Genomic DNA, 23,869 nt, shown 5'->3' with positions numbered 1-23,869 from the left:
CCCACGCTCTCTAGCCGCGTATCCAGGGTGGGGTATTCCACCAGTGGGTGCCGAGGGTCCGGCTTCGCCGGCCCCAGGCGCCGCCCCCTGGAGGGGGGAACAAGCCACACGCAGTGAGCTTGGACGGGGGTGAGCCAACATCCGAGGGTTTACCCGTGTTGGTCCTAGGCCGAATGCCCTAGAAAAGCCTATGGCCTTTGCATGGTCATCAAAGTGTTGCAAAATAGAACGACCGTTCGTTTTATTTTGTAGCACCTCATGGCCATCACAGAACTTCCCGCTAAAGCCTCCCGCGCCCCGGCAACGGGCAGCGCCGTGGCCAAAAGCCAGCAAAAAGGCCAGCAGACCAAGGCCGCCATTGTGGATGCGGCCCTGGGCCTGGCCACGCAGATCGGGCTGGAAGGCCTGAGCATAGGCGCGCTGGCCGAGGTCATGCGCATGAGCAAGTCGGGCGTGTTCGCCCATTTCGGCTCGCGCGAAGAGCTGCAAATCTCCGTTATCCGCGAATACCACGTGCGCTTTGAAGAAGAGGTCTTCTTCCCGGCGCTGCAGCAGCCGCGCGGCCTGCCTCGTCTGGCGGCACTGTTTCATAACTGGATGAAACGCACCTCGCTTGAAATCGACTCGGGCTGCCTTTACATCAGCGGCGCCGTCGAATTTGACGACAGGCCCGGCCCGGTGCGCGATGCGCTGGCGGGTTCGGTACGAACCTGGCTGGCCGCCATGTACCGCGCTGTGGTGCAGGCCAAAGAGGCTGGTCACCTGCATGCTGACGCTGACGAGCACCAGATGGCCTTTGAGATCCACGGCCTGATCCTGGCGCTGCACTACGAAGCCCGCTTCCTCAAGACGCCGGGCTCCATGGATCGCGCCAATACCGGCTTTGCCAACATCCTGGCGCGCTATGGCAGCGACGCCCCCCTTTCCACCTTGCCGAAGAAAGCTTCCGGCAAGGCATCCCCTTCCAAACCAGTTTAAGCAAAAGGAATCCACCATGCCTCAGTACAGCCCGCCCCTGCGCGACATGCAATTCGTCATGCACGAAGTGCTCAAGGTCACCGATGAATTCAAGGCCATCCCAAAGCATGCGGACGTCGATGTCGAGACCATCAACGCTGTACTCGAGGAGGCCGGAAAGTTTGCCGCTGAAGTGACTTTTCCGCTGAACATCAGCGGCGACGAAGAGGGTTGCAAGCTCGACAAGACGACACACGAAGTCACGCCGCCCAAAGGCTTCAAGGAAGCTTACGCGCAGTACGTCGAAGGTGGCTGGGCCGCGCTCAGCTGCGACCCGGAATATGGCGGCCAGGGCCTGCCTTTTGTGCTGAACCAGTGCCTCTATGAAATGCTGAACTCGGCCAACCAGGCCTGGACCATGTACCCGGGCCTGTCGCACGGCGCTTACGAAGCCCTGCATGCCCACGGCACCGACGAACAGAAAAAGCTCTACCTGCCCAAGCTCACCAGCGGCGAATGGACCGGCACCATGTGCCTGACCGAGCCGCACTGCGGCACCGACCTGGGCCTGTTGCGCACCAAGGCCGAACCGCAACCCGACGGCACCTACCGCCTGACCGGCAACAAGATCTTCATCAGCGCCGGTGAACACGACATGGCCGCCAACATCGTGCACCTGGTGCTGGCCCGCCTCCCTGATGCGCCCCAGGGCAGCAAGGGCATCAGCCTGTTCGCGGTGCCCAAGTTCAACATCGGCAAAGACGGCGCCATCGGCTCGCGCAACGGCATCTACTGTGGCGGCCTGGAGCACAAGATGGGCATCCACGGCAACGCCACCGCGCAGATGGTGCTGGAAGACGCTGTCGGCACCATGGTGGGCGCGCCCAACAAGGGCCTGGCCGCGATGTTCGTGATGATGAATGCCGCACGCCTGGGCGTGGGCAACCAGTCGCTGGGCCTGACCGAAGTAGCCTTTCAAAATGCGCTGGCCTACGCCAAGGACCGTATCCAGATGCGTTCACTGTCCGGCGTCAAAGCCAAAGACAAACCGGCCGACCCGATCATCGTGCACCCCGACGTGCGCAAGATGCTGTTGACGGCCAAGGCCTATGCCGAAGGCGGCCGGGCGCTGGCGATTTACTGCACGCTGCTACTCGACAAGGAACTGCATCACCCCGATGAAAAAGTGCGCAAGGACTCCGGCGAAATCGTTGCACTGCTCACGCCCATCGTCAAAGCCTTCCTGACCGACAACGGCCACATCTCCACCAACGCCTGCATGCAGGTTTTCGGCGGCCACGGCTTCATCAAAGAGTGGGGCATGGAGCAGTTTGTGCGCGACAACCGCATCAACATGATTTACGAAGGCACCAACACCGTCCAGTCGCTGGACCTGCTGGGCCGCAAGGTGCTGGGCAACAATGGCGCCACGCTGAAGAAATTCGGCAAGGTGATCGGTGCGCTGATCGCCGAAGAAGGCGTCAACGAGAAGATGGCCGAGTTCATCAACCCGCTGGCTTACCTGGCCGACCAGATGACCAAGTTCACCACCGAGCTGGGCTTCAAGGGCTTCCAGAACCCCGACGAAGTGGGCGCCGCCGCAGTGGACTACCTGCGCGTGGCCGGCCACCTGGTGTTTGGCTACTTCTGGGCATTGATGGCGCAAACCGCGCTGCGTGAAATTGCTGCCGGCAACACCGACAAGTTCTATGTCGCCAAACTGCAAACCGCACGCTTCTACTTCGCCAAGCTGTTCCCCGAAACCGCAACGCTGATGCGCACCGCACGCTCGGGCAGCAAGGCGCTCATGGAAACAGACGAAGCACTGGCCTGAACCATCTGAACAGATCAAGGGAGACACCACCATGAAACGCAATTTGTTGTTCCTGGCATTCAGTCTTTTCGCTATCCCCGCGCTTGCCCAGAACACGCCCGTAGGCTTGTGGCGCGGTTTCGATGAAAAAACCGGCGACCCCAAAGTCGAGGTGCGTATTGTCGACACAGGTGGCGTGTTGAGCGGAAAAGTCGAAAAGCGCCTGTCCCCGGGCGTCAAACCCGACGACATCTGCACCGAATGCACGGATGACCGCAAGGACAAGCCTCGGCTGGGCCTTGAGATCATTCGGGGCGCCAAGAAGTCACCCGATGGCGACGTTTGGGAAGGCGGCAAGATACTCGACCCCGAGAACGGCAAAAGCTATTCCCTCAAGATGACACCCGTTGAGGGTGGCAAGAAGATGGAAGTCCGCGGTTCAATCGGGCCTTTTGGCCGCACCCAAACCTGGGTGCGTGTGCAATGAGCATGCTGAAAGTGAGGACTCGCCATGGGTGAAGCCATTTCCCGTTTGCGGTCACTGCCTTTCGGCGCCGGTGGCAGCACTGTGCCGGCCGCGCGCCGCTGGTATGGCCACCATCTTCTCAAGAAGCCGTTTTTCGGCCGCTTTATGAAACCCTGGCGTTGGCCCGCGGACGTGCCGCAAGAAGGCTGGGAACGGGTGCAGATAGCCAGCCGAAGCACCAGCCAGCTTGAGGCCATCGTGGCGCGTACACCGCTGGCACCGCGCGGTGTGGTGGTGTGCGCCCATCCCATGGGTTTTGCCTGCAAGGGTTTTTGGCTGCGCCACGGCCATGCCCAGGCGCTACTCGATGCGGGCTTTCATGTGGTGGCTTTCGACTTCAACGGTTTCGGTGAAAGCCCGTCGACCAACTTCGATTACCCCGGTGACGTGATATCGGTGGGCTCCTGGGCGCGTGGCGCTTTTGCCGGGCTGCCGGTGCATGCGCTGACGGCGTCTTTCGGCGCGATCAACACGCTGAGTGCGATTGACGAAGCGGATTTTCCTTACGACAAGGTGGTGGCTGAAGCTTGCGCGCCCTCGCTGCCCGATTTCTGGAAAGCTTATCCTTTTGCCCATGCCGTGCTCAACATCAGCCGGCGCATTAACCCGCAAGGCGAGTTGCGCCTGCGGCCCGTACACCACCTTGCCAACATGCGCGACGTAGACGTGCTGCTGATCCACAGCCAGGGCGACCGCTGGACGCCGGTACATTTCGGCGATGCCTTGCAGCAGGCTGCTTCACGGCCTGAACGCATCCAGCGCCTGATCCTCGAACGCGCCGACCACACCCACGGCATGCGCGACGAGCCACAACGCTACTGGAGCGCTGTGCTCGAATTTTTCAACCAGATTCCCTCAACCAGGTCTTAACCATGTCCCGATTCCAAGTCAAAAAAGTCGCCGTCCTCGGCGCCGGTGTCATGGGCGCGCAGATCGCCGCCCATCTGGTCAACGTCAAGGTGCCGGTGGTGCTGTTTGACCTCGCGGCCAAGGACGGCCCGAAGAACGGCATCGTCATCAAGGCGGTCGAAGGCCTCAAGAAGCTCAAGCCAGCGCCGCTGGGTGTGCCCGAAGACGCGGCGCTGATCCAGCAAGCCAACTACGAAGAGAACATGGAGCTGCTCAGGGAGTGCGACCTCATCATCGAGGCGATTGCCGAGCGCATGGACTGGAAGACCGACCTGTACCACAAGATCGCGCCCTTCATTGCCGAGGGCGCCATCGTGGCCAGCAATACCTCGGGCCTGTCCATCACCAAGCTCAGCGAGGCGCTGCCCGAGTCCATCAAGCCGCGCTTTTGCGGCATTCACTTCTTCAACCCGCCGCGCTACATGACGCTGGTGGAGCTGATCAACACGCCGACCACCGAACCCAAGGTGCTGGACGACCTGGAGGCCTTTGTCACCAGCGCGCTGGGCAAGGGCGTGATCCGTGCCCACGACACACCCAACTTCATCGCCAACCGCGTGGGCATCGCCAGCATGCTGGCTACCATCAAGGAAGCCGAAACTTTCGGTCTGACCTATGACGTGGTCGACGACCTCACCGGCAAGAAGCTGGGCCGCGCGAGCTCGGGCACCTTCCGCACCGCCGACGTGGTGGGCCTGGACACCATGGCCCACGTCATCAAGACGCTGCAAGACAACCTGGGCCCCGGCAAGGTCGAAGACCCGTTCTCCGATGTCTACGGCACGCCGCCCGTGCTGGCCAAGTTGCTCGAATCCAAAAGCCTGGGCCAGAAGACCGGCGCCGGCTTCTATAAAAAGCAAGGCCGCGACATCCTGCGCCTGGACCCGGAGAGCATGGAATACGTGCCCGCCGGCGCCAAGGCCAATGAAGTCGTCGGTCGCATGCTGAAGAAGCCCGCGGGCGAACGCCTCAAGCTCTTGCGCGAGGCCGAAGGCGCTGAAGCGCGTTTTCTCTGGGCCATCCTGCGCGACCAGTTTCACTATGCTGCGGTGCACCTGGAAAGCATCGCCGAAACCGCACGCGACATCGACTTCGCCATGCGCTGGGGCTTTGGCGCCAAGCAAGGCCCCTTCGAGTTGTGGCAGCAAGCCGGCTGGAAGCAGGTCGCTACCTGGATCCAGGAAGACATTGATGCAGGCAAGGCGCTGTCCAAGGCGCCGCTGCCCGAGTGGGTGTTCAAGGGCCCGGTGGCCGACGCCGGTGGCGTGCACACGGCCGAAGGCTCGTGGAGCGCCTCGGCCAAAAAATTCATCCCTCGCCGCAAGCTGCCGGTCTATGAGCGCCAGTTCTTCCCCGAAGACGTGCTCGGTGCCAAGGCACCTGCTTTTGAGACGGCAGGCACCACGCTGCATGAAGACGACGCGATCCGCCTCTGGACGCTGGACGGTGCGGATGGCGACGTGCTGATCGCCAGCATCAAGACCAAGATGCACGCCATCAGCCCGGACGTGGCCGAAGGTCTGGCGATGGGTGTGGACCTGGCCGAGAAAAGCTACAAGGGCATGGTCATCTGGTCGAATGACGAGATGTTCTCTGCCGGCGCCGACCTGCAAGCCATGCTGCCCGCCTTCATGATGGGCGGCGCCAAGGCGATTGAAGGGGCCGAGGCCGAACTGCAGAACGTGATGCTCAAGCTGCGCTACGCGGCGGTTCCCGTGGTGTCGGCGATTCGCGGCCTGGCGCTGGGCGGCGGTTGCGAAATGGCAGTGTATTCGGCCAAACGTGTCGCCGCGATGGAAAGCTATATCGGCCTCGTCGAAGTCGGTGTGGGCCTGGTGCCCGGCGCCGGTGGCCTGGCCTACATCGCCCGCCGTGCCGCGGAAAACGCCGGCACCTCGACCAACAAGGACATCCTGCCTTTCCTCACCGAAGGCTTCACGGCCGCCGCGATGGCCAAGGTGGGCACCAGTGCCATCGAAAGCCGCAAGATCGGTTACCTGCTCGACAGCGACGTGATCGTGCCGAACAAGGACGAGCTGCTGTTCGTCGCGCTGAATGAAGCGCGCGCGCTGTTCAACTCCGGCTACCGCGCACCGCACAAGCGCCAGTTCCCGGTGGTGGGCCGCAGCGGCCTGGCCACCATCAAGGGCCAGCTGGTCAATATGCGCGACGGCGGCTTCATCAGCGCGCACGACTTCCATATTGCGAGCCTGATCGCGAATGTGGTCTGCGGCGGGGACGTCGATGCCGGCACGCTGGTGACGGAAGAGTATTTGATGACCCTGGAGCGCAAAGCTTTCTGCTCTCTTCTTGAGCATCCAAAAACCCAGGAGCGAATCATGGGAATGATGAGCACTGGCAAACCTGTTCGTAACTGATGACCAGCCAAACCGCCATGAGCGATCACAAGCCCAACCGCCTGGCACGGCAACTGCAGCGGCTCGAGGAAGTGCCGGCCTTTGCGCGCGGCTGGTTTCGCAGCGTGGTGCTGCGCCGCGCTGTGCCTTTTACCGGAACCGCCGGTCTGGACTTCCTCGAGATGGGCACAGGCCGGGTCGAGATCGGCATCAGGAATGAGAAGAAGGTACAGAACCACATTGGCGGCGTGCACGCCTCTGCGATGAACCTGCTGGCGGAAACCGCCACCGGCATGGTGGTCGGCATGAATGTGCGCGACGACTGCATCCCGCTGGCCAAGGAACTGAAGATGGCGTTTAAAAAGCGCGCCACCGGCGCCTTGCGCGCCGTGGCCACGCTGAGCGATGAACAGCGCGCCGCCATGCAGGCCAGCGACAAGGGTGAAGTCACTGTGCCGGTCATCGTGACCGATGAAGCCGGCGTCAACCCGGTCGAATGCGAATTTGTCTGGGCCTGGATTCCCTCCGGCCCGCGGAAAAGTTAACCGAGAAATTGAAGGAAACCATCATGGCCAAACAAGTCCAGGAAGCCTATATCGTCGCCGCCACCCGCACGCCCATCGGGCGCTCGGGCCGCGGCTATTTCCGCAATATGCGGCCCGACGACCTGCTGGTCAAGGCGCTGCAGGCCGCGCTGGCGCAAGTGCCTTCGCTCGATCCGAAGGCAATTGAAGACATCATCTGCGGCTGCGCGATCCCCGAAGGCCCGCAAGGCCTGAACGTGGCGCGCATAGGCGCGGTGCTGGCCGGCCTGCCCACCAGCGTGGGCGGCATCACCGTCAACCGCTTTTGCGCCTCCGGCCTCTCGGCGATCCAGATGGCGGCCGACCGCATCCGCGTGGGCGAGGCCGACGTGATGATCGCCGCCGGCACCGAGAGTATGAGCATGGTGCCCATGTCCGGCAATTCTCCTTCGCTGTCACCCAATATGTTCATGAACGACGAGAACGTCGGCATCGCCTACGGCATGGGCCTGACGGCCGAAAAGGTGGCGCAGCAATGGAAAGTTTCGCGCGAGGCGCAGGACCAGTTCGCGCTCGAGTCGCACCTCAAGGCCATCAAGGCGCAGCAGGCCGGCGAGTTCAGCAACGAGATCACGCCGGTTGAAGTGACCGACCGCACGGCCAACCTGGAAACCGGTGAAGTTATCAGCAAGACCCGCACCGTGAGCCTTGACGAAGGCCCGCGCCCCGACACCTCGCTCGAAGGCCTGGCCAAACTCAAGACGGTGTTTGCCGCGCGCGGCTCGGTCACGGCCGGGAACAGCTCGCAGACGTCCGACGGCGCGGGTGCGCTGGTGCTGGCCAGCGAAAAAGCGGTCAAGGACTTCGGCTTGAAGCCGCTGGCCCGCTTTGTCAGCTATGCCGCCAAGGGCGTGCCGCCCGAGATCATGGGCATAGGCCCGATCGAAGCCATTCCTGCTGCCTTGCGCTACGCCGGCCTCAAGCAGGAAGACATCGACTGGTTTGAACTGAACGAAGCGTTTGCCGCGCAGTCGCTGGCGGTGATCAACACACTCAAGCTCGATGCCAGCAAGGTCAACCGCATGGGCGGCGCCATCGCGCTGGGCCATCCCCTGGGCGCGACCGGTGCGATCCGCGCCGCGACCGTGATCCATGCGCTGCATCGCCACCAGCTCAAGTACGGGATGGTGACCATGTGCGTAGGTATGGGTCAGGGCGCTGCGGGTATTTTCGAGCGCGTGTAAGGCCGTCGGCGGCGGCCCCGCTGTCGCGCTTGCGGCAGCGGTTATGGCAGCTGCGGGGCAGACTGGGCTTTTCCTGACTGGAGACAGAAGATGGAGCGAATCACGGTTCTGACCCAGGACTCCTGGGCGCTGGCAGCGACGGTATTTGCAGCGGAGCCCGCGGGAGGCGAGGCCCGCGGCGGCGTACTGCTGGCCGGTGCGATGGCCACGCCCCAGCAACATTACGAGCCCTTCGCCCGCTGGTTGGCCGCGCAAGGCTTTACCGTGCTGACGCTCGACTACCGCGGCACTTTTGCCTCCGGCGGTGAGCGCGTGGCGTCCACTGATGCCACCTTCGATACCTGGGGCCAGCAGGACGTGAGCGCCGCTGCCCGGTTCCTGCGGCAACGCGTGCCGGACCTCCCGCTTTACTACCTGGGGCACAGCCTGGGCGGGCAATTGTTTGCCAGCTCCGAAACCACTCACCTCTTTCAGCGTGCCGTCCTGGTTGCCAGCGGCAGCGGTTACTGGCCGCGCCTGCGCAACGCCGTGCCGCGTTGGGGCCTGTTTGCCGCCACCCAGATCTGGGCGCCCTTGCTGGTACCGTTGTTCGGTTATTTCCCGGGCAGAAAACTGCGCAAGGTTGGCAACATTCCCGCAGGTGTGATGCGGCAATGGACGCGCTGGTGCCGCCATCCGGACTACCTGGCGCGTGATGCCCACCAGCGTGAACGTTTTGAACGCGTGCAGACGCCCATCACCTACTTCAACTCAAGCGATGACGAGGTCTTTTCACAGTGGTCGTCAGACCGGTTTGTGGCCTTGTTCGGTGCGCGACGTGAACCGGTGCAATGCATGACCCTTGAGCCGGAAAATCTGGGTGTCAGGCATATAGGCCACTTCGGCTACTTTCGCGACAAGCTGCGTGCCAGCTTCTGGCCCCAGCTGGTGCAACACCTTCACGCCTGATGCGTGTGCCCGGTTTCAGTTCATCCATTTCCAGGAGCACGTGATGCAGATGCAGATCCTCAGTTCAGGCACGGCGCAACTGTCCACTCGCGTTTATGCGCCTTCTTCGCCTGCGCGTGCCAGCGTGGTCATCGGTGGCGCCATGGGTGTGCGGCAAGACTATTACGCACCGTTTGCGCAGTGGCTTTCTGCCCAGGGCTTTTGCGTCACCACTTTTGACTACCGGGGTTCGGGCGAGTCCTTGCCCAACACCGCCAGCGGCAGCCTGCGTGGTTTCAAGGCCGACCTGCTCGACTGGGCCGCCGACTATGAGGCTGTGGTGGATGCCGCCAAGGCAGCCTTGCCGGATACACCGCTTTACCTGCTGGGTCACAGCCTGGGTGCGCAGCTGCCGGGTTTCCTGAAAAATCAGGACAAGATCGATGGCCTCGTCAGCATTGCGGCAGGAAGCGGTTACTGGCGCGACAACGCACCGCAGCTCAGGCGCCTGATTCTGTACTTCTGGTATGTGCTGGTGCCTTTGGCCACGCGTCTTTGCGGTTATTTCCCCGGGCGCAGGCTCAAAAAAGTCGGCGACCTGCCAGCCGGCGTGATGCTGCAGTGGCGCAAGTGGTGCCTGGATCCGCACTACAGCGTGGGGGCCGAGGGAGAAAGCGCACGGCTGAGTTATGGGCGGGTCAGTTTTCCGGTGACTGCGCTGTCCATGACAGACGACGAGCTGATGACCTGGCGCGGCACGCAAAACCTCATCAACCTGTACAGCAATGCACCGCGCAGCTTTGAACGCATCGCACCGGCAGACCTCAAGGTCAGGCGCATCGGGCATTTTGGCTTCTTCCGCGAACAGTTCAACCAGACCTTGTGGCCGCGCGCCCAGCAGATCATCGACGGCATGACCGGTGCCGCCAAAGCCCCGGTTTGAAGCGGAAAGCTCCATCACACCTGCCGACATGACAAGCACGCATACTTTTGACGACGCGCTCAGGCTGGAAGCTGCCGGCAGCGACAGGCCCGACACCTGGCTGGGTCACAGCAGCCCTGAGTACTGGAACATGGTGGGCCCCTTCGGCGGCACTACCGCGGCCACGGCCCTGCGTGCCATCCTGCTGCACCCGGCGCTGTTGGGCGAGCCGATCGCGCTGACTGTGAACTATGCGGCGGCCATGGCAGAAGGGCCGTTCACCGTCACGGCCAGGCCGGCCCGCACCAACCGTTCCACCCAGCATTGGGTAGTGGAGTTGTCGCAGGACGGCGACGTCGCCGGTGCCGTGATGACAGCCACAGCCGTCACGGCCGTGCGGCGCGAGACCTGGAGCCTCAACGACACGCCCATGCCCGCGGTCACGCTGGCCGACGCTGCGGACCGGCTGCGATTTTCAACATCCGCATGGACCAACCGCTACGACATGCGGCCGGTGCGCGGCGCGATTCCGCACGTTTGGGACGGCAGCGGCGTAGACAGCCTCACGCAGCTATGGGTGCGCGACGACCCGCCGCGCCCGCTCGATTTCCCGGCGCTGGCGGCCATGTCTGACGTGTTCTACCCGCGTGTTTGGCTGCGCCGCGCCACGCGCGTGCCCGCAGGTACGGTTTCCATCACCACTTACTTCCATGCGGACAGCCGACAGCTAGCGCAATGCGGCGACGGCTTCTTGCTGGGCCAGGCCCGGGCCCAGGCCTTTCGCAACGGCTTTTTTGACCAGACTGCGCAGCTGTGGAGCGAAGCCGGAGTGTTGCTGGCTACCAGCACGCAGGTTGTTTATTACAAAGAATAGGCCCGCAGGACAGCATGCATGGCTGGCCCCTACACTTGCGTCTTAACGGAAAACATATGAACACTCCTACCCCCATTTCCACCGGCAGCATTCCCGAAATCCTGAGCCACGTCGATGCAGGCGTGATGACCATCACGCTCAACCGTGTGGACAAAAAAAATTCCATCACTTCGGCCATGTATGGCGCCATGGCCGATGCACTGGAGTCGGCCCACCATGATGCGGCTGTTCGTGTGGTGGTGATCCAGGGACATGAAACCATTTTTTCCGCCGGCAACGACATCGGCGACTTCCTTAACAAGCCGCCTTCAACGCCCGATTCGCCGGTTTTCCGTTTCCTGCGCGGCATCAGCAGCTTTCCCAAACCGCTGATAGCCGCTGTGTGCGGCCCCGCGGTCGGCATAGGCACCACGCTGCTGCTGCACTGCGACCTGGTCTACGCCGGGGACAATGCTGCATTTTCCATGCCCTTCGTCAACCTGGGCCTGTGCCCTGAAGCCGCGTCGAGCTTTCTGGTACCGCAGCTAATGGGCTACCCGCGTGCCGCCGAGGCACTGCTGCTGGGCGAGCCCTTCACCGCCGAAACAGCACTTGAGATCGGCCTGATCAACCGCATCGTGCCGCCCGCCGAGGCCAATGCGCTGGCACAGCGGCAGGCGCAAAAGCTGGTGGCCAAACCACTCAGTGCACTGATGGAAACCAAGCGCCTCATGAAAAAAGGCAACGCCACCGTGGTGGCAGAGCGCATGGCTGAAGAAGGTGCAAGTTTCGGCCGCATGCTGGGCGAACCCGCTGCGCGCGAAGCCTTCACCGCCTTTATGGAAAAGCGCCGGCCAGACTTCAGCGCAGTCTGAAGCCTGTGCCCGAAGGGCTACTGCGAAGCAGGCCGGTGTCAATAGCCCCCGCCCGAATTTCGGCATTGCGGTTCACGGTACCTTGGGTTCGATAATTTTGTGTGAAATCGGCCTTTAGGGCTTATATAACGGGCGCAAGAAGCTACTAAAAAGATAGCAGTTGTATGACGCCTCAAATCTCGAAGCGGATTCCCTGCGCCAGCGGCAAGCTGCTGCCGTAGTTGACGGTATTGGTCGCGCGGCGCATATACGCCTTCCACGAATCCGATCCCGACTCGCGCCCGCCACCGGTTTCTTTCTCGCCACCAAAGGCGCCGCCGATTTCTGCGCCGCTGGTGCCGATGTTGACGTTGGCAATGCCGCAATCGGAGCCGCGCGCAGAGGTGAACTGCTCGGCCTCGCGCAGGTCCTGCGTGAAGACCGCCGATGACAAGCCATGAACCACGGCGTTGTTTAGTGCAATGGCTTCGTCAAAAGTATCGTAAGGCACGACGTACAAAATTGGCGCGAAGGTTTCGTGCAACATCGGGCCGGCCTGCTCCTTCAACTCCACAATGGCAGGTCGCACATAGTGGGCTGTGCCGTCGCCTGGTTGGCGCTCACCAAAATGCACGGTGGCGCCCAGCTTCTTCGCTTCGCCCAGGGCCGCTTGCATGGCGTCAAATGCGCGGCCATCGATCAACGGGCCGACCAGCGTGCCGTCTTTCAGGGGGTTGCCGATGGGCAGGCGTTCAAACACGGCGACGAGGCGTTTGACCAGCTCCGGGTAGATCGAGCGGTGAACGATCAGGCGGCGCAGGCTTGTGCAGCGTTGGCCCGCAGTGCCGGCGGCAGCAAAGGCTGCGCCGCGCACCACCAGCTCCAGATTTGCCGACGGGCAGACGATGGCCGCGTTGTTGCCGCCCAGCTCCAGCAGCGAGCGTTTGAAAAGGCCGGCGCAGGCAATCGCCACGTTCTTGCCCATGGCGGTGGAGCCGGTGGCGCTCACCAGCTTCACATGCGGGTGCTTGACCAGCACCTCGCCGGTGGCGCGCTCGCCGATCAGCAGCTCGCTCAGTCCTTCGGTGGCCAGGCCGAGGTCTTTCGCCGTTTGCAGCAGGAGGCCGTTGAGGGCGATGGCCGACAGCGGTGTTTTCTCTGACGGCTTCCAGGCCAGCGTGTTGCCGCATACCATCGCCAGCGCGGCGTTCCAGGCAAACACCGCCATCGGGAAGTTGAAGGCCGAGATGATGCCGACCACGCCCACGGGGTGCCAGGTTTCCAGCAGCTTGTGGTCGGGCCGCTCGCTGGCAATCGTGAGGCCGTAGAGCTGGCGCGAAAGGCCCACGGCGAACTCGCAGATGTCGATGACTTCCTGCACCTCGCCCAGGCCTTCCTGCAAAATCTTGCCGGTCTCCAGCGAGATCAGCCGGCCCAGCTCTGCCTTGTGGCGGCGCACGGTTTCGCCAAAAGCGCGCACCAGTTCACCGCGTTTGGGTGCGGGCACATTGCGCCAGGCTATGAAACGCTGGTGTGCGCCGTTCAGTGCGCTGTCGACTTCGTTGGCGCTGTGGATGGCTACGCGCGCCAGGAGGCTGCCATCGATGGGAGTGACCACTTCGATGGCCGCGGACGCCTTGCTGCCGAGGTCGGCGTTGACGCCCAGGGTTTTAAAGAGGGATGAAACGTCGCTGGAGTGACTCATGCGGAAGTCCTTTCGTGGGTTGTCCTGAAATCGGAAGCTGTGTGGGTGGCGAGGCTTTGCAGCCCGCGGCCCAGGCGCTCGGCGCCTTGCTGCAGCGCGGCCTGTGATGGGTTGGCAAAACTCAAACGCAACCAGGGTTGTGCGGCGTTGCTGATGCTGAAGGCGGCGCCTGGTACTACCAGCACTCGATGCCGAAGCCCGAAGTCCACCCAATCTTTTGTCGGCAACAGGGGCAAGTCCCTGCGCAGTCGTGCCCAGACAAACATGCCGCCTTGCGGCGCATCGAATTCGAGCAACCCGCCGGCATGCGCGCGCAAGGCGTTGGCCAGCGTGGCGCCTTTGGCCGCGTAGGCTGTGCGCAGCGAGGCCAGGTGCGACGCGAGGCGGTAGGAGCCCAGCATGGTCGCCAGCGTGAGCTGCTCCAGCGAACCGCTGTGCACGTCGGCCGCCTGCTTGGCCAGCACCACCGCGCGCAGAATGTCCGCCGGTGCGAGGAGCACACCCAGGCGAAGGGCAGGGGCCACCACTTTGGAGTAGCTGGTCATGTAGGCGACCTGCGCGGGCGAGCCGGCCTGCTGGTTGAGTTGTGCGAGCGGAGGTGGCGGCGCCTCGCCAAACCACAACTCACCATACGGGTCGTCTTCCATCAAGGTCACGCCGTATTGCGCGGCCAGTTCGAGCAGGCGCACGCGCCGCGCCAGCGGCATCACGGCGCCGGTCGGGTTGGCAAAGTTGGGCACCACATACAGCACGCGCGGGCGTTCGGCCTGCAGAATGGATTCGAGCCGGTCGATATCCATGCCCTGTGCGTCGGTTGGGACTTCAATCAGCCGCGCGCCCGCAAAACGAAAAGCCTGCAGTGCCGCAGGATAGTTAAACGACTCGACCGCGATGCCTTCGCCCGGTTCGATGAGTACGCGGGCCAACAAATCGATGGCCTGCTGCGAACCGGTGGTAATGAGCAACTCGCTCGCCTTGGCCGCCAGTCCGCGGTGTGTGAGCAGGGCCGCGCTGGCTTCACGCAGCTCGGGCAGGCCTTCGGTAGCGCCGTACTGCAGGTTGCGGCCTTGCAGTTTGCCGGTCACGTCCTGCAGCGATTCACGCAGCCAGTCGGCAGGCAGCAGGGCCGGATCGGGGTGCCCGCCGGCCAGCGAAATCATGCCCTCCTGGCCGGCCAGTGCCAGCATGGCGCGTATCGGTGAGCCGCTGGCCTGCGCGTACAGCGCACGCACAGCGCTCATGCGCGTGCAGCCGTCATGCCGAAAATGCCGGTGGCGTTGCCGGCGTCAAAGGCCAGGTCCAGCCGCGGCGCCTGCACGGGGTCGTTTGCTGCGATGGGTATCAGTGCATCACGTGTGATGAATTCATAGAAGGATCCCGGCACGTCGCGCGTGACGCGGCCCTGCGCGGTGATGAACTCGCGCTGCACCGTGGCCGCACGGAAGGCCGTCTGCCGCACACGCCCGCTGGCCGACACCTCGACCTTGTCCTTGATGGGCCGGCCCAGCGCGCGCTGGCGTTCGGCCACCGCGTCCACGTCACTTACACGGTCGGTGGCATGGTTGAAGGCATTGCCTTCGGTGGCAATCCACGCCATCTCGGCGGATTCGGCCAGCAGCAATTCATAGTCGTCCATGCCAAACACGCCGTGCTGGCGGTCAAAGCATTGCAGCAGCTGTGGCAGCAAGCGCAGTGCCAGTGCCAGGGGCAGCATGCCATCGCGTGTGAGCTGCTCCAGGTCGGCCACGTCCTGCGGGCCCAGTGGATCGCGCGAGGTCGACAGCACGCGTGTCACGGCCGACTGGAAGGGCGTGGAGAACTGCTCGGGGTGCAGTTCAGACACAAAAAACTGCGCGATGTCCTCAGGAAAATCGCGGTGGCTGTAGGCGCGGCCGGTCATCTTCAGGCGCGGCAGCGGGTAGGTGCCCTGCAGTTCAAAACCCAGCGGGCGCAGCACGCGGGTGAAGGCCGCTTCGCCCGCGGGCAGGGCGCCGCTGGCCCAGCGCACGGTACGCAGCGCGCCGTGGTCAAACACCACCTGGCGCTTTTGCGCCACCACGTCGCTGGCGATATAGTCCTGCCCGGCCGGCACACGCTGCACCAGGCCGTGAAACAGCGCCATGTTCAGCGCCTGGGCCAACTCGGCCCGGGTGACGATGCCCGAAGCGGCTTGCTGTAGCGACGGGTGAACGTACATCTGTTCATGGATATTTTTGACGGCTTCGGCTGGCAGGCAGCAGGCGAGGAGCTTCTTAAGATGGGTCATATCAGTCGTGTAATTGGCAGGTGAAAGCCGGATTTTCGGCAGTTTCAGCGCCACGCACAAAGGATGTATTTCGATGGAGCCATGAGATATATTCATGCGATGCGCCGAAAAATCCCATCCACCCAGGCCCTGCTGGCCTTTGAAGCGGCGGCCCATCGCGGCAGCTTTACGCTGGCGGCACAAGACCTCTCGGTGAGCCAGAGCGCGGTCAGCCACCAGATTCTGGGCCTCGAGCAGGATCTGGACGTGAGCCTTTTCCTGCGCCTGCCTCGCCAGCTGGAACTGACGGACGCCGGCCGCTCGTTGCTGGCGCGTGTCAGCCCCGCGCTGGATTCACTCGAGGCCGCCATGCTGGACCTGGTGTCCTCCAAAGGCGAGGGCGGCACGCTGGAGCTGGGCGTGGTGCCCACCTTTGCCACCAAGTGGCTGATCCCGCGCATGCCGTCTTTTTTGAAAGCGCACCCGCATGTGACGCTGAACCTGGCCACGCGCCTGCAGCCTTTTGATTTTTCACTGACGGGGCTGGACGCTGCCATCCATTACGGCCGGCCCGACTGGCCCGGTACCGAGTCTGAATACCTGATGGGTGAAGACAGCGTGGTGGTGTGCAGCCCGGCGCTCATGAAAAAGCGGCAACTGCGCCGCCCCGCCGATGTTCTGAAGTTCACCCTCATCCACCAGAGCACGCGCCCGCATGCCTGGCGCGACTGGTTCCAGCTGGCCGGCATTGACGACGCGCAAGGCGCAGGCACGGGCCCCAAATACGAACTCTTTTCCATGATCGCGCAGGCAGTGAAGGCCGGGCTGGGGCTGGCGGTGCTGCCGCGCTTTCTGGTGGCCGACGACATCGCCGACGGCACGCTGGCTGTGCCCTTTGATCTTTCGCTGAGCTCTGACTTTGCCTACTACCTGGTCTGGCCTTCACAGAAAACCAGTTGGCGGCCGTTGGTGCAGCTGCGCGGCTGGTTGCGCGAGCAGGCGATTTCTTTGCCTTGATCCCGCGTGCCTCAGTCGACGCTTTTTCCTGAGTTCCATAGCTGTACAAGGCCCAGAGCCAGCATGAGCGTCCCCAGTGCCATCCAGATGCCGATAATTCCGCGCGGCCCCATCACTTCGAAGGCCCAGATCTTTGTCCAGGCCCACTTGCCGGTAAAGGGCGGAACGGAAGGCGTGAGCCATTCCATCCAGGCCAGGCAAAACGAAATCGCTGCGATTCCCAGTTTTGCAATGGCGCGCTCTTTGACCGAAAAGCCCGCGCGTTGCTTCTTGGCGAGTTCGTTGTCCATGGGGCTCCTTCTTTTAAGCCTGGCAGAAAAATTGTCGTTGTGTGAGTGTCTCAGGTGCTGTCCGCTGGAGCCAGGCTCTGCGCCGGCCGCCGCAGCGTGCTGTCAAACGGATTGATCTGCGCACTGATGGCCGTGGCTTCGCGCTTGAGCAGCTCCACCACCGTGGGCAGGCGATCGGGGCTCAGGCGTGACGAGATCGTGCCCACGCTGAGCGCGGCGACGGCGCGGCCTTCGCGGTCCAGCACCGGCACACCGACGCCGGCCATGCCGTCGAGCAGGTTGGTGTTGCGCCCGGCGTAGCCAAGCTCGCGCACGCGCTCAATCTCGGTGCGCAGATACACCTCGTCGTACACACCGAACTCGCGCACACGCGGCAGGTTGTAGCGGATCACTTCTTCACGCTCTGTCTCGGGCAAGAAAGCCAGGATGGCCAGACCGCCCTGGCCCATGCCCAGCGCCACGCGACCGCCGATGTCGCCGGTGAAAGAGCGGATGGGAAACGGGCCTTCGCTGCGATCCAGGCAGACGGCGTCAAAGCCGCTGCGCACCAGCAAAAAGATGGTGTCACCCAGGCTGGCGCACAGCCGCAGCATTGAAGGCCGGCACAGGCTGCGCAGGTCCATGGTGTTACCTGCCTGCGCGGCCAGTGCAAAAAAATCAATGCTCAGGCGATACAGCTTTGAGCCTGTTTCCTGCTCCACCACACGCTCGGCCACCAGGCTTTGCAGGATGCGGTGCGTGGTGGCCTGCGTGAGACCCGTGGCTTTGGCGATGTGTGTGATGCGCCCACCCTTGGCCTGCGTGGCCGCCAGTGCCCGGATGATGGAAAAGGCGCGCTGCACGCTGCTGGAGCTATTGTCTTCATCTTTCATGGCGTCTCCTTTGGCGGAATCAGTATGGCATTAAGTGTATATAAATTCCATTAAACGGAATAAATCAAATAAAGATATCTCTATATGGAATAACCTATTGACGATTTTTTATAGGATGCCATAGCATGAAGTCATCAGGGTGTCATCGTTTTGCACGTCGTTTGTCTGTGCGGCGCTGGTCATTCCCTTTGTTGCAGAGGTGCTCCCCATGTCTTTTTTGACCCTGGCGAATGTGAACAAGTCTTACGGCGCTACCCGCGCCGTGGCCGACATGAACCTGTCGGTGGAAAAGGGCGAATTCGTCTCGCTGCTCGGTCCTTCGGGCTGCGGCAAGACCACCACCTTGCAGATGATTGCGGGCTTTTGTGAGGTGACGTCGGGTCAGGTCACGCTGGACGGCCGCGACATCACCCACGCCAAACCCAATTCGCGCGGCCTGGGCATCGTGTTCCAGAGCTATGCGCTCTTCCCCCACATGAGCGTGTATGACAACGTCAGTTTCGGCCTGGAGATGCGCCGTGTGCCCAAAGAAGAACGTGCCGAGCGCGTGAAAGCCGCGCTGGCTCTGGTGCATCTTGAGGCGCACGCCACACGCTACCCGCGTGAGCTGTCGGGCGGCCAGCGCCAGCGCGTGGCCCTGGCGCGTGCGTTGGTCATTTCGCCGCCGGTGCTGCTGCTGGATGAGCCGCTGTCCAATCTCGACGCCAAGTTGCGTGAAGAGATGCAGTTTGAGCTGCGGCAGATCCAGCGCAAGGTCGGCACCACCACCGTGATGGTCACGCACGACCAGACCGAGGCGATGTCTATCAGCGACCGCGTGGTGGTGATGGAAGCCGGCCGCGTGACGCAGATCGACGAGCCGTACCGCCTGTATGAACACCCGCAGACACGCTTTATCTCCAGTTTTGTCGGCAAGGCCAATTTGCTGGAAGGCCGTGTGATGGCCACCGGCCCTTGGGCCACCGTGCATGTGGGCGGCAACGTGCCGCTGGAGCTTCAGGCCCCTGGCGTGTCAGAGGGCGACGCCGTGGTGCTGAGTCTGCGTCCCGAAAAAATCCGCCTGGTGCCTGAAGCCCAGGGCCGTATAGGCGGCACGGTGCATGAACGTTTTTTCCTCGGCAGCCAATGGCTCTACCAGGTGTCGACCGCCGCTGGCAAGCTCGCAGTGGTCAGCCCCAATGACGGCACGGCGCCCGCCGAAGAAGGCGCCAACGTGGGCCTGGACTGGGCCGCCCAGCAGGTGCGCCTGCTGCCCGGCGCACAAGGGGTGCCGGCGTGAACAGTACGGCCGTGGCTGCACCGATGACATCGGCCCGGGCCAGTGCATCGCGCACGCCCTGGCTGCTGTCAGCGCCGGCCTTCACGCTGTTTGCCTGCCTGTTGCTGGTGCCGCTGGCGCTCACGGCAGTGCTGTCCTTCCAGGTGTTTGACCACGCCACCGGCGTGAAGAACAGTTTCACCCTGGCGCATTACGCCGCCGTGCTGACAGACGACTACTACCACGGCATCTTCTGGCGCACGCTGTGGATTTCGGCGCTCACCACGCTGATCTGCATCGTTGTCGGCGCGCCCGAAGCGTATGTGCTCAGCCGCATGCGCAGCCCCTGGCGCTCGATTTTGCTGCTGGTGGTGCTGGCGCCGCTGCTGGTGTCGGTGGTGGTGCGGGCGTTTGGGTGGAGCATGCTGCTCGGCCCCGAAGGCGTGGTCAACCAGGCCATGCGCGCCGTGGGCCTGCCGTCGATGCGCATTCTCTACACCGAAGCCGCCGTGGTCATCGCGCTGGTGCATGTGATGCTGCCTTTCATGGTGATCCCGGTATGGACATCGTTGCAGAAGCTGGACCCGGGTGTGGAAGACGCGGCGCTGTCGCTGCAGGCCTCGCACTTCACCACCTTGCGCCGCATCATCTTTCCGCAGGTGCTGCCGGGCATCCTGTCGGGCAGCCTGATCGTGTTCGGCCTGAGCGCCAGCGCCTTCGCCATCCCGGGCCTGCTGGGCGGGCGGCGTTTGAAGATGGTGGCGACGGTGGTGTATGACGAATACCTGCACGAGCTCAACTGGCCGCTGGGCGCGGCGATCGCGCTCACTCTGCTTCTGGCCAACCTGGCCATCATGCTGAGCTACAACCGCGTGCTCGAGCGTTCGTACAAGAAATCGCTGGGATAAGGAGCGCGCCATGTCCAGGAACGGTCCTCTCGCTCTGCTCTTCAACGCACTCGTCATCACCTTCATGCTGGCGCCTCTGGTCATCGTGTGCGTGGTGGCCTTCACGCCCGGCAACACGCTGGCCATTCCGACCACGGAGTTTTCATTGCGCTGGTTTCGTGCGGTGTTCGCGCATTCGGACTTTGTGCAGTCCTTCAAGAACAGCCTCTGGCTGGCGTCGATATCTGCGACGCTGGCTACGCTGCTGGCTGTACCGGCCGGGCTGGCGATTGCCCGCCATACCTTCCCAGGCCGTGATTTTCTCAATGGCCTGTTTCTTTCGCCGCTGATCATTCCACATCTGGTGTTGGGTGTGGCCTTGCTGCGCACCTTCTCGCTGATCGGCGCGACCGGCAGCTTCTTCTGGCTGGCGCTGGCGCACGTGGTCATCATCACGCCCTATGTGCTGCGGCTGGTGCTGGCTTCGGTTGAAGGCAGCGACCGCAGCGCTGAGCAGGCGGCCCTCTCGCTGGGTGCAAGCCAGGCGACGGTGTTTGTGCGCGTCACGCTGCCGATGATCTTGCCCGGCGTCACCGGCGGCTGGCTGCTGGCTTTCATCAACAGCTTTGATGAGGTCACCATGTCGATCTTTGTCACTGCGCCCTCCACCGTGACCTTGCCGGTGCGGATGTACATGTATGCGACCGAGTCGATAGACCCCTTGATGGCGGCCGTCTCGGCCCTCATGGTGGCGCTCACGGCTGTGGCCATGCTGGTGCTGGACCGCATCTACGGCCTCGACAAGATCCTGGTCGGACACAAATGAAATCAACCATTGAAATTGCCGGGGTGAGCCACAAGCCTGCAGCCCTGCTTCACCGCCTGGCCGAAGGCAACCGCAAACCGGTGAACTTTGTGCTCAATGGGCAGGCCCTGAAGGCCCTGGCCGGCGACACCGTGATGACGGCGGTGCTGACGCAGAGCGCGCAGTTGCGCTTCAGCGAATTCAGCGGCGAGCCGCGTGCCGGTTTTTGCATGATGGGCGCCTGCCAGGACTGCTGGGTTGCCACCGAATCGGGCCGGCGCCTGCGTGCCTGCAGCACCTTCATCGAAGAAGGCATGCGGCTGGTGACTGGCGCGGAGGGACCGGTATGAGCACGCAGGCGGTGATTGTGGGTGCCGGCCCGGCAGGCGTGCGCGCTGCCGAGGCGCTGGTGGCGCACGGCCTGCGTCCCGTGGTGGTGGACGAAGCGCCGCGCTGGGGCGGGCAGATCTACCGCCAGCCGCCCGCGGGTTTCTCGCGGCCCAAAGAGGCTCTTTATGGTTTTGAAGCCGGGCGCGCCGACGCGGTACATGAGGCCATGGCCGGCATCCTGGACAAGGTCGATTACCGCCCCGACACCCTGGTCTGGAGCGCTGAAGGCGGCAAGCTCGACTTGCTTCATCACGGGCTGATGAGCACGCTGCGCTACAGCCACCTCATTGTTGCCACCGGCGCGGCGGACCGTGTCCTGCCTTTTCCAGGCTGGACTTTGCCCGGCGTCTACACGCTGGGCGCCGCGCAGGTGGCCCTGAAATTCCAGGGCTGCGCGATTGGTTCGCGCGTGGTGTTTGCCGGCACGGGGCCGCTGCTGTATTTGATTGCTTACCAGTATGCCAGGGCCGGCGCCAAAGTTGCGGCGGTACTTGATACGGCCAGTTTTGCAGGCAAGGCTGCCGCCGTGCCCGCCATGCTGCGCCAGCCGGCGCTGTTGGCCAAGGGCCTTTATTACCTGGGCTGGTTGCGCATGCATGGCATCGCGGTGCACCAGGGCGTGGAGCTGGTACGCGCCACAGGCGACGAATGCGTGCAGGCTATGCACTGGCGCAAGGCCGGCCGCACGCACGAGATCGCCTGCGACGGCGTGGGTTTTGGCTACGCGCTGCGGCCCGAAACTCAACTGGCCGATTTGCTGGGCTGCCTTTTTCGCTATGACAGCCTGCAGCGTGGCGCATTGCCCGAGCGCGACGCCATGGGCCGTTCCAGCGTGGCAGGTGTTTACCTGGCCGGCGATGGTGCCGGCATCATGGGCGCTGATGCCGCGGAATGGGCTGGCGAGCGTGCCGCGCTGGCGCTGCTGGCGGACACCGGGCACAGGATCGATGTGGCGCGCGCGGCCTCGCTCGAAAACCAGCTTTCGCGTACGGCGGCCTTTCGCCGGGGGCTGGAACGCGCCTTTCCGTTTCCCGCTGGTTGGGCTGCAGCCGCCCCTGATGAGCTGGTGGTCTGCCGCTGTGAAGAAATCACCGCAGGTGAACTGCGCCAGTGCGTGGCCGACACCGGCGCACGCGAGATGAACCGCCTCAAGGCGCTGACGCGGGTGGGCATGGGGCGCTGCCAGGGGCGTACCTGCGGCGTGGCGGCGGCGGAAATCCTTGCGCAGGCCTGCGCTGTACAGCCAGATGGTGTCGGCCGGCTGCGCGGGCAGTCGCCCATCAAGCCGCTGCCATTTTCGGCCATGGCCGTCCAGGCGATGAAGCAGGAGGGCGTGTAATGGAATGCGTCACGGCCGACGTTGCGATTGTGGGCGGCGGCATCATGGGCTCGTCGGCGGCCCTGTTCCTGCGCCGCATGGGTTTGTCGGTCGTGCTGCTCGAGCGTGATCTGTGCGGTTCGCGTTCCAGCGGTGTCAACTACGGCGGCGTGCGCCGCCAGGGCCGGCCGATCAGCCAGCTGCCGCTGTCGCAGCGCGCGCAGGGCTTGTGGGCGCAATTGCCCGAACTGATCGGCATCGACGGCGAATACCTCCCTTCGGGGCACCTCAAGATCGCGCGCAGCGAAGCCGACATGGTCTCGCTCGAAAGCTACCGCGAGCGCACGTTGGGCTTCGACATGGATTTGCAAATGCTCTCCATGCGTGCCTTGCGCGAACGCTGCCCGTGGCTGGGAAGAGCTGCCATAGGTGCGTCGCTGTGCCCCGGTGACGGACAGGCCAACCCGCGTCTCGTGTCGCCGGCCTTTGCACTGGCCGCGCGCAAGCTCGGCGCCGACGTGCGCGAACAGACCCGCGTGGATGAAGTGGCGCGCGACGGAGCGGTGTTTGTACTGCGTTCGGGCGATGCGCTGGAGGTTCGCGCCAAGCACCTGCTCAATTGCGCGGGCGCATGGGCAGGCGCCCTCGCGGCGCAGTTCGGTGAGCCGGTGCCCATGGAGGCCGGTCATCCCGAGATGGTGGTGACCGAGCCTCTACCCGCATTCATGAACCTCAGCCTCGGCGTGGAGGGCGGCGGCGTCTATGCCCGCCAGGTAGCGCGCGGCAACTGCGTCATCGGTGGCGGCCGGGGTTACGCGCTGGACGACCAGCGTGCCCGCGCACAGCGCAGCGGCCTGGCCGGCCTGATGCAGCAAACCGTCGAGCTGCTGCCGGCGCTGAAACACGCGCACATCATCCGCACCTGGAGCGGCACCGAAGGTTACCTGCCCGACCGCCAGCCGGTCATAGGACCGAGCGCCACCACACCGGGCCTGATTCATGCATTCGGATTCGCTGGCGGCGGCTTCCAGCTGGGGCCGGGTGTGGGCGCGGTGCTGGCTGACCTGGTGCAAAGCGGTGAGAGTGCCACGCCTATCGACGCTTTTTCGATTGAACGCTTTTCCGCAAACCCGCGTGCGACAACCGCCGGGCTTGTTTCTTCCACCGTTGTCTAGTCCTCTTCTCCATAGTCCTCC

23 protein-coding genes are annotated in these 23,869 nt (G+C 63.5%); 18 read left to right on the top strand and 5 right to left on the bottom strand.

The features are described from left to right. Window positions 1-258: 258 nt before the first annotated feature. The 11 genes from ACXJKE_RS13850 to ACXJKE_RS13800 all read left to right on the top strand — a co-directional run bounded on the left by ACXJKE_RS13850 (window position 259) and on the right by ACXJKE_RS13800 (window position 11,907). A complete protein-coding gene (locus ACXJKE_RS13850) occupies window positions 259-978 on the top strand; it encodes a TetR/AcrR family transcriptional regulator (protein ID WP_457281179.1) in 720 nt (239 codons plus the stop codon). A gap of 16 nt (window positions 979-994) precedes the next feature. Continuing rightward, the gene (locus tag ACXJKE_RS13845; RefSeq protein WP_457281178.1) at window positions 995-2,791 is read left to right on the top strand and encodes an acyl-CoA dehydrogenase C-terminal domain-containing protein; all 1,797 of its coding nucleotides are present in this window, start codon (window positions 995-997) and stop codon (window positions 2,789-2,791) included. Window positions 2,792-2,822: 31 nt separating this feature from the next. After that, the gene (locus tag ACXJKE_RS13840; RefSeq protein ID WP_457281177.1) at window positions 2,823-3,257 is read left to right on the top strand and encodes a DUF2147 domain-containing protein; all 435 of its coding nucleotides are present in this window, start codon (window positions 2,823-2,825) and stop codon (window positions 3,255-3,257) included. A 24-nt stretch (window positions 3,258-3,281) separates the two neighbouring features. Further along, the gene (locus tag ACXJKE_RS13835) at window positions 3,282-4,166 is read left to right on the top strand and encodes an alpha/beta hydrolase family protein (protein ID WP_457281176.1); all 885 of its coding nucleotides are present in this window, start codon (window positions 3,282-3,284) and stop codon (window positions 4,164-4,166) included. A 2-nt stretch (window positions 4,167-4,168) separates the two neighbouring features. Beyond that, window positions 4,169-6,583, top strand: coding sequence for a 3-hydroxyacyl-CoA dehydrogenase/enoyl-CoA hydratase family protein (locus ACXJKE_RS13830; RefSeq protein ID WP_457281175.1), 2,415 nt, complete (start codon window positions 4,169-4,171; stop codon window positions 6,581-6,583). Between the two features lie 17 nt (window positions 6,584-6,600). Further along, entirely contained in the window at window positions 6,601-7,107 is a 507-nt protein-coding gene (locus ACXJKE_RS13825; RefSeq protein ID WP_457281645.1) for a DUF4442 domain-containing protein, read from the top strand. A gap of 23 nt (window positions 7,108-7,130) precedes the next feature. Continuing rightward, window positions 7,131-8,330 (top strand): acetyl-CoA C-acyltransferase, encoded by a 1,200-nt coding sequence (locus tag ACXJKE_RS13820; protein WP_457281174.1) that lies wholly within the window; start codon window positions 7,131-7,133, stop codon window positions 8,328-8,330. Between the two features lie 90 nt (window positions 8,331-8,420). Then, entirely contained in the window at window positions 8,421-9,278 is an 858-nt protein-coding gene (locus tag ACXJKE_RS13815; protein ID WP_457281173.1) for an alpha/beta hydrolase family protein, read from the top strand. A gap of 43 nt (window positions 9,279-9,321) precedes the next feature. Next, entirely contained in the window at window positions 9,322-10,200 is an 879-nt protein-coding gene (locus ACXJKE_RS13810; protein WP_457281172.1) for an alpha/beta hydrolase family protein, read from the top strand. Between the two features lie 28 nt (window positions 10,201-10,228). After that, complete coding sequence (locus tag ACXJKE_RS13805; RefSeq protein ID WP_457281171.1) at window positions 10,229-11,053, top strand: acyl-CoA thioesterase; 825 nt, start codon at window positions 10,229-10,231, stop codon at window positions 11,051-11,053. A 56-nt stretch (window positions 11,054-11,109) separates the two neighbouring features. Beyond that, window positions 11,110-11,907, top strand: coding sequence for an enoyl-CoA hydratase (locus ACXJKE_RS13800; RefSeq protein WP_457281170.1), 798 nt, complete (start codon window positions 11,110-11,112; stop codon window positions 11,905-11,907). Window positions 11,908-12,079: 172 nt separating this feature from the next. On the opposite strand, the gene amaB is transcribed toward ACXJKE_RS13800, so the two are convergent. From amaB to ACXJKE_RS13785, 3 genes are read right to left on the bottom strand one after another with little or no spacing between them, the layout of a single operon-like run. Continuing rightward, on the bottom strand, window positions 12,080-13,591 hold the full coding sequence (amaB, locus tag ACXJKE_RS13795; protein ID WP_457281169.1) for an L-piperidine-6-carboxylate dehydrogenase: 1,512 nt from the start codon (window positions 13,589-13,591) through the stop codon (window positions 12,080-12,082). Next, window positions 13,588-14,832, bottom strand: a complete 1,245-nt coding sequence (locus ACXJKE_RS13790; RefSeq protein ID WP_457281168.1) for an aminotransferase-like domain-containing protein — start codon at window positions 14,830-14,832, stop codon at window positions 13,588-13,590. Before ACXJKE_RS13790 ends, amaB begins: the two co-directional genes overlap by 4 nt. Continuing rightward, window positions 14,829-15,857, bottom strand: a complete 1,029-nt coding sequence (locus tag ACXJKE_RS13785; protein WP_457281167.1) for a 2-oxoadipate dioxygenase/decarboxylase family protein — start codon at window positions 15,855-15,857, stop codon at window positions 14,829-14,831. Before ACXJKE_RS13785 ends, ACXJKE_RS13790 begins: the two co-directional genes overlap by 4 nt. A gap of 81 nt (window positions 15,858-15,938) precedes the next feature. Here ACXJKE_RS13785 and ACXJKE_RS13780 point away from each other — a divergent pair, with 81 nt between their 5' ends. Further along, window positions 15,939-16,853, top strand: a complete 915-nt coding sequence (locus tag ACXJKE_RS13780; RefSeq protein WP_457281166.1) for a LysR family transcriptional regulator — start codon at window positions 15,939-15,941, stop codon at window positions 16,851-16,853. A gap of 11 nt (window positions 16,854-16,864) precedes the next feature. On the opposite strand, the gene ACXJKE_RS13775 is transcribed toward ACXJKE_RS13780, so the two are convergent. Both ACXJKE_RS13775 and ACXJKE_RS13770 read right to left on the bottom strand, forming a co-directional pair. Then, complete coding sequence (locus tag ACXJKE_RS13775) at window positions 16,865-17,143, bottom strand: hypothetical protein (protein WP_457281165.1); 279 nt, start codon at window positions 17,141-17,143, stop codon at window positions 16,865-16,867. Window positions 17,144-17,193: 50 nt separating this feature from the next. Then, the gene (locus ACXJKE_RS13770) at window positions 17,194-18,015 is read right to left on the bottom strand and encodes an IclR family transcriptional regulator (protein WP_457281164.1); all 822 of its coding nucleotides are present in this window, start codon (window positions 18,013-18,015) and stop codon (window positions 17,194-17,196) included. Between the two features lie 208 nt (window positions 18,016-18,223). Here ACXJKE_RS13770 and ACXJKE_RS13765 point away from each other — a divergent pair, with 208 nt between their 5' ends. From ACXJKE_RS13765 to ACXJKE_RS13740, 6 genes are read left to right on the top strand one after another with little or no spacing between them, the layout of a single operon-like run. Then, the gene (locus tag ACXJKE_RS13765; protein WP_457281163.1) at window positions 18,224-19,294 is read left to right on the top strand and encodes an ABC transporter ATP-binding protein; all 1,071 of its coding nucleotides are present in this window, start codon (window positions 18,224-18,226) and stop codon (window positions 19,292-19,294) included. 23 nt (window positions 19,295-19,317) lie between these two features. Further along, window positions 19,318-20,181 (top strand): ABC transporter permease, encoded by an 864-nt coding sequence (locus ACXJKE_RS13760; RefSeq protein ID WP_457281644.1) that lies wholly within the window; start codon window positions 19,318-19,320, stop codon window positions 20,179-20,181. Between the two features lie 10 nt (window positions 20,182-20,191). Then, window positions 20,192-20,986 carry an ABC transporter permease gene (locus ACXJKE_RS13755; RefSeq protein WP_457281162.1) on the top strand — a complete coding sequence of 265 codons (795 nt, stop codon included), beginning with the start codon at window positions 20,192-20,194 and terminating at the stop codon, window positions 20,984-20,986. Further along, window positions 20,983-21,315, top strand: coding sequence for a (2Fe-2S)-binding protein (locus ACXJKE_RS13750; RefSeq protein WP_457281161.1), 333 nt, complete (start codon window positions 20,983-20,985; stop codon window positions 21,313-21,315). Before ACXJKE_RS13755 ends, ACXJKE_RS13750 begins: the two co-directional genes overlap by 4 nt. Then, a complete protein-coding gene (locus ACXJKE_RS13745; protein WP_457281160.1) occupies window positions 21,312-22,694 on the top strand; it encodes an FAD-dependent oxidoreductase in 1,383 nt (460 codons plus the stop codon). Before ACXJKE_RS13750 ends, ACXJKE_RS13745 begins: the two co-directional genes overlap by 4 nt. Continuing rightward, complete coding sequence (locus ACXJKE_RS13740) at window positions 22,694-23,848, top strand: NAD(P)/FAD-dependent oxidoreductase (protein ID WP_457281159.1); 1,155 nt, start codon at window positions 22,694-22,696, stop codon at window positions 23,846-23,848. Before ACXJKE_RS13745 ends, ACXJKE_RS13740 begins: the two co-directional genes overlap by 1 nt. The last annotated feature ends 21 nt before the right edge of the window (window positions 23,849-23,869 follow it).

This window comes from Polaromonas sp. P5_D5, from assembly GCF_054049435.1.
The sequence above is the reverse complement of the archived record's forward strand: the minus strand, read 5'-3'. Positions and strand labels throughout refer to the sequence as shown.

Bases quoted from the DNA above. Each gene is read 5' to 3' on its own strand.
- ACXJKE_RS13850 (WP_457281179.1), top strand. From the start codon at position 259: ATGGCCATCACAGAACTTCCCGCTAAAGCCTCCCGCGCCCCGGCAACG.
- ACXJKE_RS13845 (WP_457281178.1), top strand. From the start codon at position 995: ATGCCTCAGTACAGCCCGCCCCTGCGCGACATGCAATTCGTCATGCAC.
- ACXJKE_RS13840 (WP_457281177.1), top strand. From the start codon at position 2,823: ATGAAACGCAATTTGTTGTTCCTGGCATTCAGTCTTTTCGCTATCCCC.
- ACXJKE_RS13835 (WP_457281176.1), top strand. From the start codon at position 3,282: ATGGGTGAAGCCATTTCCCGTTTGCGGTCACTGCCTTTCGGCGCCGGT.
- ACXJKE_RS13830 (WP_457281175.1), top strand. From the start codon at position 4,169: ATGTCCCGATTCCAAGTCAAAAAAGTCGCCGTCCTCGGCGCCGGTGTC.
- ACXJKE_RS13825 (WP_457281645.1), top strand. From the start codon at position 6,601: ATGAGCGATCACAAGCCCAACCGCCTGGCACGGCAACTGCAGCGGCTC.
- ACXJKE_RS13820 (WP_457281174.1), top strand. From the start codon at position 7,131: ATGGCCAAACAAGTCCAGGAAGCCTATATCGTCGCCGCCACCCGCACG.
- ACXJKE_RS13815 (WP_457281173.1), top strand. From the start codon at position 8,421: ATGGAGCGAATCACGGTTCTGACCCAGGACTCCTGGGCGCTGGCAGCG.
- ACXJKE_RS13810 (WP_457281172.1), top strand. From the start codon at position 9,322: ATGCAGATGCAGATCCTCAGTTCAGGCACGGCGCAACTGTCCACTCGC.
- ACXJKE_RS13805 (WP_457281171.1), top strand. From the start codon at position 10,229: ATGACAAGCACGCATACTTTTGACGACGCGCTCAGGCTGGAAGCTGCC.
- ACXJKE_RS13800 (WP_457281170.1), top strand. From the start codon at position 11,110: ATGAACACTCCTACCCCCATTTCCACCGGCAGCATTCCCGAAATCCTG.
- amaB (WP_457281169.1), bottom strand. From the start codon at position 13,591: ATGAGTCACTCCAGCGACGTTTCATCCCTCTTTAAAACCCTGGGCGTC.
- ACXJKE_RS13790 (WP_457281168.1), bottom strand. From the start codon at position 14,832: ATGAGCGCTGTGCGTGCGCTGTACGCGCAGGCCAGCGGCTCACCGATA.
- ACXJKE_RS13785 (WP_457281167.1), bottom strand. From the start codon at position 15,857: ATGACCCATCTTAAGAAGCTCCTCGCCTGCTGCCTGCCAGCCGAAGCC.
- ACXJKE_RS13780 (WP_457281166.1), top strand. From the start codon at position 15,939: ATGAGATATATTCATGCGATGCGCCGAAAAATCCCATCCACCCAGGCC.
- ACXJKE_RS13775 (WP_457281165.1), bottom strand. From the start codon at position 17,143: ATGGACAACGAACTCGCCAAGAAGCAACGCGCGGGCTTTTCGGTCAAA.
- ACXJKE_RS13770 (WP_457281164.1), bottom strand. From the start codon at position 18,015: ATGAAAGATGAAGACAATAGCTCCAGCAGCGTGCAGCGCGCCTTTTCC.
- ACXJKE_RS13765 (WP_457281163.1), top strand. From the start codon at position 18,224: ATGTCTTTTTTGACCCTGGCGAATGTGAACAAGTCTTACGGCGCTACC.
- ACXJKE_RS13760 (WP_457281644.1), top strand. From the start codon at position 19,318: ATGACATCGGCCCGGGCCAGTGCATCGCGCACGCCCTGGCTGCTGTCA.
- ACXJKE_RS13755 (WP_457281162.1), top strand. From the start codon at position 20,192: ATGTCCAGGAACGGTCCTCTCGCTCTGCTCTTCAACGCACTCGTCATC.
- ACXJKE_RS13750 (WP_457281161.1), top strand. From the start codon at position 20,983: ATGAAATCAACCATTGAAATTGCCGGGGTGAGCCACAAGCCTGCAGCC.
- ACXJKE_RS13745 (WP_457281160.1), top strand. From the start codon at position 21,312: ATGAGCACGCAGGCGGTGATTGTGGGTGCCGGCCCGGCAGGCGTGCGC.
- ACXJKE_RS13740 (WP_457281159.1), top strand. From the start codon at position 22,694: ATGGAATGCGTCACGGCCGACGTTGCGATTGTGGGCGGCGGCATCATG.